The sequence below is a fragment of the Prevotella melaninogenica genome (assembly GCF_018128065.1).
Classification (GTDB): Bacteria; Bacteroidota; Bacteroidia; order Bacteroidales; family Bacteroidaceae; genus Prevotella.
In genome coordinates this window covers 1,037,405-1,049,499 of the sequence record NZ_CP072359.1, presented here as the reverse complement: position 1 = coordinate 1,049,499, position 12,095 = coordinate 1,037,405, and the positions used below count along the sequence as shown (strand labels likewise).

The following is a 12,095-nucleotide window of genomic DNA, read 5'->3' as shown; positions in this document are numbered from 1 at the left end:
TGCTTACGTAATATTATAACTGACAAAGAAAAGTAATCAAACAAATATGAAAAAGATATTTTTAGTCTTCCTCACAACACTCATCCTCGTAGGGTGTGGCGACGAAAAGCTGAACGAGAGAAGTGTGGTCAATGATGGTAAAAAACAGATAGAGAGCACTGAACTCGACAAATGGATTCTCGATAATATCACAAAACCCTATGGTATTGAAGTTGTCTACCGCTGGGAGAAAAATGCAGGTGCAACGGGAACATTTATCTATCCACCAAAGATAGAGAAAGTGCGTGCTGTACTTGAAGCAGTAAAAGAAATAGGATTGGAGACTTACGAGCTTGAGGGTGTTGGTGGTAAGGGCTTCCTACGAGGACGTGCTCCGATAAGACTCTACCTCTATGGCGGTGGTAATCCAGATGAAAATGGTGTGGAACGACTCTATAACCACCGACTGACAGCAGCAGAGATGTGTCTATATCACGTCAACAGCTTTGAGCCAAACGATTCAGATAAGGTTTATGTCCTTATGCGAAGCGTACATCATCAATTGGCTAAGCGTCTCATGCAGTTGATTCCCTATGACCGTGATAAGTTTTTCAACATTAGTGGTCATCGTTATACAGGTTCTACTGAGCAAATATCAGCACCTTTGAGCTATGCCCGTACTGGTAAGGAGAAGTTCGGACTTGATGGTTATGCTAACAAGCGTGGCTTCTATACAATGCTCTCTTTCCTTTCTGCTGAAGACGATTTTGCTGAAATCATTAGTGCTACACTGACTTCAAAACCAAAAGAATTGGCAGATGCAGCCCTTACAGCTCAAACTCCTGATACGGATATAGATCCAGAAGTATCACAACGTTATGCCAAGGAGGCTGAACAGGCCTATAAGGAGTTTATAGAGAAGCAGACCTTTGTCAACGAATATATACAGAAGTCTTGGCAGATTAATCTCAAGCAGATGCAGGATATCTCTGTCCGCAGACTATACTCTTACATAAAACAGCATTAAAGAAATGAATTATAAAAAGATATTCCGATACAGCTTCGTACTGCCCTTACTCGTTCTGGCAGCCTGCTCGTCTAATGATGATGTCTTTGATAAGTCACCATCACAGCGTAGCAGCGAAAGCATTACTTCCCTGAAAGATGAACTTGTGAACGCACCGTACGGCTGGAGAGTCATCTATTTTCCAAAGACCGACTCATTGCTATTTTCTAACCCCTCAGAACTTATACCTCACAGCGGTTTCAGAGGACGTTACGGCTATGGTGGCGACTGTTTTACGATGAAGTTTAATGCAGACAATACCGTAGAAATGCGTGCCGATTACACTGCTCAATCTGTATCAGAAGTGCAGAAAAGTGAGTATCTCATTGGTCGGAACAGCTATACTCAATTGAGCTTTATTACCTATAACTACCTACATCAGTTGGTTAACGACCGTTTTGCAGGTTCTTCAGACTTTCTTTATACAGGTAAGAATGAAGACGGCGAACTGGTTTTTCGCACAGCATCTTATCTGCAGCCAGCTCGTGAATATATCGTTTTTACAAAGCTGAAGAACAAAGAAGATATGCTTCAAACGGCACAAAAGGCATACGAGAATCGTACCTACTTCGAGCAGATGATTAATCCACAATTGCTCATTCATCGTGGTGGTCGTACCTATTTCCGTAGCGACCTCTATATTAAACGTAAGGTAGAAACCAATCAGGCACTGCTGAAGGAAATTAAAGAGAAGAAGTATTATCTTTTCCTCTTTACTCAGAAGAAGAACCCAATCCCTGACTATCCTGCAAAGGAAATCACAGGTCTCGGCTCTGGTTATACAGGAACAGAGCAAGGTATTACGTTCCGTTCAGGACTGCGTTATGACAGCAAGACGATGTTCTTCGACTTTGAGCGTGTTGGCAATCGCTTTGTGGCAGAACTGGTGTCGGTCTATGACCCTCTCCTACGTCGTAGCCGCCTTGTAAGTAAGCATCTGCACCCTGAAGGAGAGTTCACGGGTCTCCGTGCTGAAATTTATGATGCTCCCATAGAATAATATGCAGAAGACAATAAAAACCTTTAGGAAAGTAAAAGTAAAGAAATATGATACGAAGTAAATATGCCGTTTTCTTTCTGGCACTGCTTGCTGTGAGCTGCTCACGAAGTAGTGAGGATTACGCCGAGGAAGACTATAATAAACTTTTTCCCTTTGGTGGAATAGAAAAGCCGAAGGTGTCGTACGAAGACCAAGTTATACAGTTGGGTGACCCTTATGCCTCTGTATCCGACTTTGTCTATCCAGGAGTAGAAATCACACAGAACGTAAGAACCTATAAAGTAACACTCACTTGTTCTTTCAAGGAACAGAGTTTTGCGGGTGAGAGCGGAACAACTGATAAAGTTGATTCGCGCTATGTTATCCGATATATTGATGCAGATAAAAAGCTCCGTACAATAGGAACAGACCAACGAGCACAAGGGACTGATTTCCTATTGACAAAAAACAAGGAACATATAGTAACCTTTAAGGCTCGTTCAGGCTTCCCAATGTTCCTTTGGGTGAACGGTGTTGGACCACAAAACTCTTCTGTTCACGCTACCATCTCAGCAGTATCAGAAGATGGTTTCACCATCGTAAAACCTTTAGCCGTACACGAATATCAAAATCAAGAGGGTATTGACAAAATAAAAGCACCTTTCTGCGCTTATATCATCCTCCCTTAATATACAAAAGAATGAAACAAAAAACATTTATTTATAGCCTCCTACTCCTGCTTGTTTCAGTACTTTCGTCGTGCAGCCAGTGGGAAGGAGAAACGGTAGAGTCGGCTTACAGAGAGCCACAGATACCAGATCCTTCCTATCAGTTCAAGCGTAATGGTAGTAGTAGTGTCGACTATCTCGAATGCAGTTTGCTACGTGATCCACTCGATTATATTTATAGTAGCTACCTCAGGCCAGCTAACATTATGTATGAGGGTACAATGACACGTGTCAAAGGGTATTTTAATAATGGTGAGTTTGGTTTAAAACCACAAGAAGAACTGGCTACTTCATCACTCCATAAGGCTAACAGAGAACGTATTTTGAATGATGTAGAGGAAATCTTCGAAGTAACAGGCAAACTTAGCGGACTTGGACAGTCCAGTCCTGGAACCTACCGAAATCATAAGGCAGTTATGGGGGAAGGCGGTTATGTAGGTATCCATATCGGTGATGTCAACATTGCTTTTGCCAACGAAAAAGGACTTGTTGTCGCTGAAATGTTCAATGGTATTATTTGGGGAGGAATCTATTTAGATAAGATTCTCAACGTACATCTCAACGACAGCCTTTACAAGGATTCACGTCTACGCACAGAACACGAGCGTACAGCCTTACTACCTGGTCGTAATTATACTGAATTGGAACACCATTGGGATCTTGCCTATGGCTATTATCAGTATTGGTTGCCTTATGTACAAGGGAGCGGACTACCACTGTTGCGGGAGAGCCGTATTAAACTTTACAATGCTTTTGCACGTGGTAGACTGGCTTTGACGGAGTATCGTTACGATGAGGTTCTACAACAATTGCAAGTGATAAGAGCAGAACTCTCAAAGGTAGCAGCCGTAAGAGCAATGAATTTACTGGTAAGCGATATTACAGTAGGCAACCTTGATGAAGATATCAATAATGCACTGGTATTCCTTTCACAGGCTTGTGGTGCCGTCTATGGCTTACAGTTCACAGTGCAAGAATCTGGTAAACCTCATCTGAGCTATGAGCAGGTGAAGGCATACATCAACGAACTAACCACTGGTAACGGACTTTGGGAAAAGCAGCGCCTCTTAGGAGACGAGACTATGACTGGTTCACTCAAGTATGTTGCTGCTCAGATTGGTAAGACCTATGGTTTGACACTCAACGATGTAAAACGTTCGTATTAAATAAATAACATATAAGTATGACACATAGATTTTATTTCATGATAGCCTTGTTACTACTTCCACTTATGGGTAAGGCACAATTGAACAAGGAATTATTACTCAACGGAGGATTTGAGGAATATGCTCAGTCCCCAACACCTCCTACAGATGGTGATGAGGACGAAGGCGATGAAGAAGAGGAAGAGGATAAAGGTTCTTTCGATCCTTATCAGAAACCACTTTTTTGGTATATCAGTGACCAGCTTGGATACTCAAGAGTAAAGGATGCACACAGTGGACAGTTTGCCATAAAAGTTTATCCTAATGGACACTCTTTCTACTCACGTGACAAAGACTTCAATATCAACTGTATTAATATTAAAGCTGAAGGTGAGTACAAACTCTCTTATTGGTATAAAGGTAAGGCGAAAAAACCAAATATAATTGCTATTGTCGATTGGTACAAGGGAAACAGAATCGTAAGAAAGGACCGCCTCTCCGCTGAGAGAGTTACTCGCTTTACAGATGATTGGCAGCAGAAGACGATTATGCTTACAGCTCCTGCAGGTGTTGAGAAAGCAGGTATAGGCTTTGAAATAGAATATGATGCTTCTGCCAATGATGGTGGTTATATTCTCTTTGATGATATTTCTTTTATGCAGACTAAGGAAGCTCAGAAAGAGCCGACACTTACCGCACCAACGGCTGTAAAGGCAAAAGTCCAGCAACGTGAGATAGAACTTTCGTGGGATGCAGTTTCTGAGGAGGGCGTTAGCTATGAGATACGTTGTAACGAGCAAGTGATAGCCAAGACAGCAGCGACTTCTTATATCATTGAAAAACTTTCACCTAACAACTCCTATCGCCTCACGGTGACAACTATTAAGGGTGACGAAAGATCAAAGCCATCTCAGGTGGTCAGCGAACATACATTGCAAATGACTGAGAGTGTAGACTATGAGGGACGTATTCCTTATCTCTACACTATACGTGAAGATGGCGTTTGTCCACATACTTTGCGTCTATACTATAACGATTTGGCTAATCCAGATGCCCTAATCAGCTACAAGATTGATGGGGTGACGGCTACCCCTGAGGGAAGTGTTCTCACTTTCCCAAGCAAGGGAAAACATATCTTGCAAATTGAAATAGAGGAGTCTGCCGATCGTAAGTGGGAAATTGAATATAAACTGAATGTCGACTAACAATGAAAAAAATACTATTTTATCTATTGCTTCTTTGCTGCGGTGTCAGCTTTGTGGCTTGTAAAGAGGACGCATCAGAAGACAGAGAGATTCAGGTGGGAGCCAATGACCTTAAGGAAGTAACATTGAACAAACTTACTACTCGTATGATTCTGTTACAGGGTGGTAATGGTAAGTATATTGCCAATGTAGCTGACTCGAAGGTTGCAAGTGTTTCTATCAGTAAAGATACTTTGCGCATCAATGGTATTCTCGAGGGTAACACCTATGCCACGATTATCTCTGGCGACTATAAAAAGGTTGTAAACATCAATGTTGTTGTACCTGAACTCAGTATCAGTCAGTCAGAAATCAGACTTTATCCTCGTGATGAAAGTAAATTTATTAGTCTGAATGGTGGTGGCGATGTTGTCGATCTAAAAATAGACGACCCTGACAAGATTATAGATGCAAAATGGAATGCGAAGACAAATATCTTAGAAGTGCAGGCTCACTATGAAGGTGAGGCAAAGATAAGAATAATTTCGCAGGACAAACGGGAGAAAACCCTCAAAGTGATTGTTCGCTGCGATGGTACAGCCGACCGTGTGGGCATCTATGGAACAACTTCTCACAGCCTTTATGAGCAGATGAACACGGTGATGGCTGTGCGCCGTCCAGGTGTTGGTGTGTGGCTCTGTAATGGAGCTCGTCCTTATACATCACGCAGAGTATTGAAGATTACACCTGCCGTCGTTAACCCTGTTGTTGGCACACAGGTAGAAGTTTCTCTCTCAATACTCTATCCAAACGAGTTTGCTTCTACGAAGATTAAGGAGGGGAAAAACAAACTCTATGTAGAAGAAGTAAGAGAAAAGGATGTCGTTCTGCGTGGAAGGGGATTTAAATTTGTTATTCCTTATGAGAAGAAATAAGCAATCTTCAAGTAGAGAAAAGTTCTGATTCGGCAAAACTTGTTCGGGCTAACTACTTGTTAGACGAATCATCTTTCAAATATAGTCAATTATTAATCAATCATTTTAAAAAACAACTATGCAATTATTTACATTCAGGAAAAATGTGCTTCTTATGGCACTGACATTAATCTGTTCAGCATCTTTTGCTCAGAAGACAGTAACGTTGACTAAAGCAGGTGAGCTTTCTAAGCACATCACTGCAGCAGAGAAGTATAAACTGACTTCACTGACTGTTTCAGGTCCAATTGATGGTACTGACGTTCTTTTCCTCAGAGAGATGGCAGGTAGAGATATAGATGGACTTGAGACTGATGGTCAGCTTTCTACACTCGATTTATCAAATGCCAACATCGTTGCGGGGGGCAGTACCTATTATAAGGTGAAACGAGGTTTATCTATAAAGTATTATAATAATGCTGAAGATAACGTGGTAGGTCTTTATATGTTCTATAACTGTTTAAAGCTTACCAATGTGAAGTTGCCTAAAACAGCTACAAAGATTGAGGTGTACGCCTTAGGTTTCTGCAAGTCTCTGAAAGAATGTACACTTCCAGAGCAGCTGACTGAAGTTAGAAGTTATGCTTTCATCAATACAGCACAGTCTGAGGTTAATTTCCCCTCCACACTCAACCACCTCTATGACAAGGCATTTAACAAGTGCCAAAGTTTGAAGACGCTCCGCTTCACATCTCCAGAAGTGCCAGACTTTGATAATGAGCCTTTTGCAGAATGTAAAAATATAAAAACGGTATATGTTCCTAAGTCAAAATTAGAAGAATATGAGGAACAGTTAGTCCTCTCTGAAACTGATGAAGTAGTCTTTAAGGGTGAGGAACCAACAGGTATTAATTCACTTTCATCTACTGCAAATGCTGTTGAAGTGGCACGTTATAATGCAGCTGGTCAACGCATCACCCGTCCTATGAAAGGTTTAAATATCATCAAACTTTCGAATGGTAAGGTGGTAAAACGCATTGAACAATAAGTCTTTCCCCAGACTTACACTAAAATTATCAAAAGAGTAACAAGGCAAAATCAAATCTGATTCGCCTTTCAATATTCCAACAGCCGTATCAAAGCATAACTTGCCAAGGTACGGCTGTTCCCTTTATATAGTATATCTAATTTTACACTATTCCTTAACACAAACAAACAAATAATTTATTAAGCCAAAAACCTTCAACGTTGTTTCTTATTTTAGATGACATACAGGTTTTGGCTTAACTACGTCTTATAAATACTTGTAACTTGATGCCTTATCGGCGGCGCATAAGTATCACGTATATAATAACAGGTGCGCCAATAAGTGGTGTGACGGCATTGAGTGGGATAACACCTGACTCACCAGGAAGATAACAAATAAAATTACAGAATAAAGCGATAGCTGCACCACTCAACACGGTTCCTGGAAGAAGTATCTGATGATTCTCAGTGCGGAACAAGAGGCGAGCTATGTGTGGAATTGCCAAACCAATAAATGAGATTGGACCACAGAAAGCAGTTGTAATAGCAGTTAAAAGTCCTACAACTACTAATAATATATTCCGAAGTTGACGTGTACTAACACCTAAGCTCTCTGCATATTGTGGTCCTAAAAGTAAGATATTCAACGGCTTTACCAATAGAAAAGACACAAAAATCCCCATCAAACAAAGCAATGCGAAGAGAGGAATATGATTCATTGATACACCTCCGAAGTTTCCCATTCCCCAAATCAGGTAACTCTTTACGCCTTCTTCTGATGCAAAGAAATTCAGAAGTGAAACTGCGGACGAGGAAACATACCCTACCATAATACCAACAATGAGCAATAATACACTGTTACGTACCAAAGTAGAAAGGGACAATATGAGTGCTGTCACCGTGATTGCTCCAAGGAAAGCAGCAGTGAGAATAGCGAGAAAACCTGACACAGTGAACATTGTTGTAGACACAGTTCCCCCTAATAACAACATCACCAAAGCAACACCTAAGCCTGCACCAGAACTGATACCAAACACATCTGGACCTGCCAAAGGATTACGAAACGCTGTTTGTAGCATCAAGCCACAAACGGATAAAGATGCTCCACAAAGTATGGCAGTAAGTGCTTGAGGGAGTCGGTTCTCTAAAATAATATATTGCCAGCTCCCTTTTCCTGTAAAACGACCACACAGAATATCCAAAACATCAACAAAAGGAATCTGAACTGAACCTGTCGTTAAATTCAATCCAAAAAGGAGTAAGACACTTACTACTAAGCATATAAAAAGAAGAAGATTCCGTTTCATCATCTTATCGTTTCATTTCTATCAATCCTCCAACTTCTGATAGTAACGCAATGGTGCTATATGTAAGTCGGGATGGAAGAGTTGAATCAAGTCAGAAAGCAACCAATCAGGACGCCAGCTTACCTCTTCAAAGTAAGGCTTGCTATCTACTTTACAACCATATATTTCCTTTGTTTGATAAGGTTTCAACTTTGCATAACCAGGATATTCTGCCAACAACAGCCGACGATTAAACTCACCATTATAACCCAAGACCCAGAAATCGCTCTCTCCAAACTTATCCAATATCGTTTCAAATGGCATTGTAAGACTTCCACTATGTTTATCCTTAGAGTAAGCATAACTTCCGTGTGCATCCTTATATAGCAATCCCACACTGCTCTCACCACCTGGCAAATACCAAACAGCTCCGACCTTTCTATCTGGTAAGATGCTTCGTATTATCTTACTTTGACTTGCCTGCGCACTTAACCTCTTATAGTTCTTTTCAACAACAGCAAACAAGGAGTCAGCTTCTTTCTCCTTACCAAAGAGCAAACCATAGAACTTCATCCATTCGGCACGCCCTAAAGCTGAACGCTCCATATAATCCGCACATTCAATTATTGGTACGCCAATCTGCTCTAAACGTCCATAGCCTCCACTATTCTCAAAAGGCGAAAGAAAGATTGCATCTGCATCTAAGTCAATGATACGCTCAACATCGGGTTTCATTCCGTTTCCGCAATCCGCAATCCCACCTTTCATCCGTGCACGTTTCTGAATATCTGGGATAATCATATACTTCAAGTCGGCAACACCCGCAATAGCCTTCTGTGCTTGAAGCATCTCGGCAAGATTAGCATGAGCCGTAGTGAAGATAACGCTTTTGCGAAGAGGGGTAACGACTTTTGTGCCATCATCAGGAACTTTTACGTTGGAAGTATGCCCAACGAGATAGTAAGTATGCAGAACCGCCCCCTCTTTCCAGGGATTTAACAAGCGTATAACAACATATTCTTTCGTACGTTCGATGGTAATATTACGAGCATACTGCAGTTCTATTTTTGTTCCTTTATCGCTTTCGTTAGCCACCTGTTTCTGCTGCTTACCACAGGAAAACAACAATAAAAGAGAAAGAGTAAATACCAATAAATGTCGCATAATTAAGATTTTGTTATGCAAAAATACAAAAAAAGCAGAAATCTTTTGCCCGATAAGAATTATTTTTATAATTTAGTCCGCTATAACTAAGGTGGGGTCTATTAATTACCACCGAAATCAAATCATGGGTTACGTTTTATCTTCTTTCCGACTCTCTTCACCTCAAAGATAAGTCTCGAAATACGAAAAAACTAATTAATAAAACCCATCTTTAACAACCTAAACGTATTAAACTAAACAACTAAAACCATGGCAGAAGAAAAATCTAATGCACTTAGTAGCCATCTTGAAATGAAAAAAGTTTGGCAATTTTTAGCCATCTTCGTGGTTACAACCATTGTTTGGAATCTTCCCACAAGTGCCTTTGGCATTGACGGGCTGACCGTAGTACAACAACGCATCATTGCAATCTTTGTCTTTGCAACCTTATCGTGGCTAACAGAATGCATCCCAGCATGGGCAACCTCGCTGAGTATTATGGCTATTATGTGTGTCACGGTGTCGAAAAATGCTTTTGGAATCTTCAAAAGTGACAGAATCGGTGATTTACTTGATTCAAAGGAAATCATGGCATCCTTTGCCGACCCTATCATTATGCTCTTCCTCGCAGGCTTTATCTTAGCGATTGCAGCATCGAAGTCGGGTCTCGACACACTCTTAGCGCGTAACCTTATCAAACCTTTCGGAAACAAGAGTGAGAATGTTCTTTTGGGTTTCCTAATTATCACAGGACTCTTTTCTATGTTCATTTCAAATACAGCTACGGCAGCATTGATGCTTACTTTTCTTACTCCTGTCTTCGCAGCTCTGCCTGCTAATGGTAAGGGCCGTATAGCCTTAACGATGTCAATCCCGGTAGCAGCCAACCTTGGTGGTATGGGAACACCTATCGGAACGCCTCCAAACCTCATTGCTCTTAAATATCTCAATGACCCTGCAGGACTGAATATGAACATTGATTTCGTGCATTGGATGGCATTTATGGCACCGCTTGTAATCGTCTTAATGCTGTTGTCATGGAGAATTATTCTTTACTTCTTCCCATTCACACAGAAGACAATTCATTTGAAAATCGATGGAGAAGTACATCGTGGATGGCGTATGTGGGTAGTAATTATAACTTTCATTATCACTATTCTCTTATGGGTAATTCCAAAGAACATTACAGGAATTGACACCAATACCGTATCAATGATTCCAATGGCAATCTTTGCTGTTACAGGTGTTATCACTGCAAAAGATATGCAAGAGATTAACTGGAGTGTTATCTGGATGGTTGCTGGAGGTTTTGCTATCGGATTGGGAATGAACGGTTCTGGACTTGCTGATGCTGCCATAGAGAGTATTCCTTTTGGAAATTGGAGTCCTATCATCATCCTTGCTATCTCTGGATTGATTTGCTACTTCCTCTCCAACTTCATATCAAACACAGCTACAGCGGCATTGTTGGTACCTATCCTTGCCGTAGTGTGCCGTGGCATGGGTGACAAACTTGGTGGCATCGGTGGTACAAGCACAGTCCTCATTGGTATTGCCATTGCTGCTTCTACGGCGATGTGTCTTCCTATCTCTACCCCACCGAATGCTATTGCTTATTCAACAGGACTCGTTAAGCATAATGATATGCTCAAAGTGGGCTTGACCAGCGGTATTGCTTCCCTCATATTGGGTTATATCCTGCTTTATTTCATCGGTCAGATGCACTTCCTCGGATAAGCGGAAAACATATATTACAAACAAATTTTACCTTACAAGGGGGCACTATACTTCTGTGCCCCTTTATTATATTCTAAGGCAAAAGAAATAATTATTTATCAATAACTAATCGTTAAGAAGATGATAATAGCAGATTTAACCGCATGCCATCGATACTATAACCTGCATCCAAGAATGAGGGAAATGTTAGAGTATATCGTCCAACACGATTTCAGCCAACAAGAAGCAGGACGTATCCTACTCGATGGTGACGACTTGTTCATCAATTTGGATGAGGTAGGACTGAAAACAAAAGAGCAACAACGCTTAGAGTTCCATAAGAATTATATTGATATTCAAGTCCCTTTGCTACAAGCTGAAACAATGGGTTGGACTGCTTTATCTGATTTAACTACCCCTGATATTGCATACAATCCAGAGAGAGATTGTGGCTTTTATACGCAAGCTGCAAAGGAATACTTCTGCGTAAAACCAGGACAATTCACTATCTTCTTCCCTGAAGATACCCACGCACCTATCATTGGCAATGGGAAACAGAGAAAGTTGGTAGGAAAGATTAGGATATGAAAAGGGACTTCAGGTATTTGGAGTGATAAGGTTTGCCTTTTAAGGCTGGTTCTAAAAATTACCTTTGCTGTATATTTAGCTTTTAGACGAGCAGGTTTTACTTACTTTTGCCCTCAACGACGATTGCACTGATGTTCTTTCGCTATAGTGTCAATATTCTGACACCATAGTATCAGTGCTTCTCCACAATAGTGCTAAGGCTAAACACATGTGGTGCGGATGGTAAACACAAGTGGTGCGGATGGTAAACACAAGTGGTGCGGATGGTATGCACAATGTGAATAAGTTGTTAAGTCTTACCTGATAGTAGTATGTTTTCTTATAAAAGAACAGGTAGATAA

Annotated in this window: 11 protein-coding genes; 9 read left to right on the top strand and 2 right to left on the bottom strand. The window is 40.9% G+C overall.

All coding sequences use genetic code 11. The features are described from left to right. Window positions 1-46: 46 nt before the first annotated feature. From J5A56_RS04295 to J5A56_RS04265, 7 genes are all read left to right on the top strand, one after another. Window positions 47-1,006 carry a putative zinc-binding metallopeptidase gene (locus J5A56_RS04295; protein WP_021671653.1) on the top strand — a complete coding sequence of 320 codons (960 nt, stop codon included), beginning with the start codon at window positions 47-49 and terminating at the stop codon, window positions 1,004-1,006. A 4-nt stretch (window positions 1,007-1,010) separates the two neighbouring features. Then, window positions 1,011-2,045 (top strand): DUF4302 domain-containing protein, encoded by a 1,035-nt coding sequence (locus tag J5A56_RS04290; RefSeq protein ID WP_021671654.1) that lies wholly within the window; start codon window positions 1,011-1,013, stop codon window positions 2,043-2,045. A gap of 47 nt (window positions 2,046-2,092) precedes the next feature. Then, a complete protein-coding gene (locus tag J5A56_RS04285) occupies window positions 2,093-2,713 on the top strand; it encodes a hypothetical protein (protein ID WP_021671655.1) in 621 nt (206 codons plus the stop codon). Between the two features lie 11 nt (window positions 2,714-2,724). Then, entirely contained in the window at window positions 2,725-3,918 is a 1,194-nt protein-coding gene (locus tag J5A56_RS04280) for a DUF4856 domain-containing protein (protein WP_021671656.1), read from the top strand. A gap of 17 nt (window positions 3,919-3,935) precedes the next feature. Further along, on the top strand, window positions 3,936-5,102 hold the full coding sequence (locus tag J5A56_RS04275; RefSeq protein WP_036919599.1) for a fibronectin type III domain-containing protein: 1,167 nt from the start codon (window positions 3,936-3,938) through the stop codon (window positions 5,100-5,102). A 2-nt stretch (window positions 5,103-5,104) separates the two neighbouring features. Further along, window positions 5,105-6,016, top strand: coding sequence for a hypothetical protein (locus tag J5A56_RS04270; protein ID WP_021671658.1), 912 nt, complete (start codon window positions 5,105-5,107; stop codon window positions 6,014-6,016). A 154-nt stretch (window positions 6,017-6,170) separates the two neighbouring features. Then, on the top strand, window positions 6,171-7,043 hold the full coding sequence (locus J5A56_RS04265) for a leucine-rich repeat domain-containing protein (protein WP_231370804.1): 873 nt from the start codon (window positions 6,171-6,173) through the stop codon (window positions 7,041-7,043). A 271-nt stretch (window positions 7,044-7,314) separates the two neighbouring features. Here the strand turns inward: J5A56_RS04265 and J5A56_RS04260 are convergent, their stop codons facing one another. Further along, the gene (locus J5A56_RS04260; RefSeq protein WP_036919622.1) at window positions 7,315-8,328 is read right to left on the bottom strand and encodes an iron ABC transporter permease; all 1,014 of its coding nucleotides are present in this window, start codon (window positions 8,326-8,328) and stop codon (window positions 7,315-7,317) included. A 21-nt stretch (window positions 8,329-8,349) separates the two neighbouring features. Further along, complete coding sequence (locus tag J5A56_RS04255) at window positions 8,350-9,471, bottom strand: ABC transporter substrate-binding protein (RefSeq protein ID WP_021671661.1); 1,122 nt, start codon at window positions 9,469-9,471, stop codon at window positions 8,350-8,352. A 249-nt stretch (window positions 9,472-9,720) separates the two neighbouring features. On the opposite strand from J5A56_RS04255, the gene J5A56_RS04250 reads away from it, so the two are divergent. Together J5A56_RS04250 and J5A56_RS04245 are read left to right on the top strand one after the other, a co-directional pair. Next, a complete protein-coding gene (locus tag J5A56_RS04250; protein ID WP_021671662.1) occupies window positions 9,721-11,187 on the top strand; it encodes an SLC13 family permease in 1,467 nt (488 codons plus the stop codon). A gap of 120 nt (window positions 11,188-11,307) precedes the next feature. Further along, on the top strand, window positions 11,308-11,754 hold the full coding sequence (locus J5A56_RS04245; RefSeq protein WP_036919604.1) for a YhcH/YjgK/YiaL family protein: 447 nt from the start codon (window positions 11,308-11,310) through the stop codon (window positions 11,752-11,754). Window positions 11,755-12,095 lie beyond the last annotated feature (341 nt).

Bases quoted from the DNA above. Each gene is read 5' to 3' on its own strand.
- J5A56_RS04290 (WP_021671654.1), top strand. From the start codon at position 1,011: ATGAATTATAAAAAGATATTCCGATACAGCTTCGTACTGCCCTTACTC.
- J5A56_RS04250 (WP_021671662.1), top strand. From the start codon at position 9,721: ATGGCAGAAGAAAAATCTAATGCACTTAGTAGCCATCTTGAAATGAAA.
- J5A56_RS04295 (WP_021671653.1), top strand. From the start codon at position 47: ATGAAAAAGATATTTTTAGTCTTCCTCACAACACTCATCCTCGTAGGG.
- J5A56_RS04245 (WP_036919604.1), top strand. From the start codon at position 11,308: ATGATAATAGCAGATTTAACCGCATGCCATCGATACTATAACCTGCAT.
- J5A56_RS04275 (WP_036919599.1), top strand. From the start codon at position 3,936: ATGACACATAGATTTTATTTCATGATAGCCTTGTTACTACTTCCACTT.
- J5A56_RS04265 (WP_231370804.1), top strand. From the start codon at position 6,171: ATGGCACTGACATTAATCTGTTCAGCATCTTTTGCTCAGAAGACAGTA.
- J5A56_RS04270 (WP_021671658.1), top strand. From the start codon at position 5,105: ATGAAAAAAATACTATTTTATCTATTGCTTCTTTGCTGCGGTGTCAGC.
- J5A56_RS04260 (WP_036919622.1), bottom strand. From the start codon at position 8,328: ATGAAACGGAATCTTCTTCTTTTTATATGCTTAGTAGTAAGTGTCTTA.
- J5A56_RS04280 (WP_021671656.1), top strand. From the start codon at position 2,725: ATGAAACAAAAAACATTTATTTATAGCCTCCTACTCCTGCTTGTTTCA.
- J5A56_RS04255 (WP_021671661.1), bottom strand. From the start codon at position 9,471: ATGCGACATTTATTGGTATTTACTCTTTCTCTTTTATTGTTGTTTTCC.
- J5A56_RS04285 (WP_021671655.1), top strand. From the start codon at position 2,093: ATGATACGAAGTAAATATGCCGTTTTCTTTCTGGCACTGCTTGCTGTG.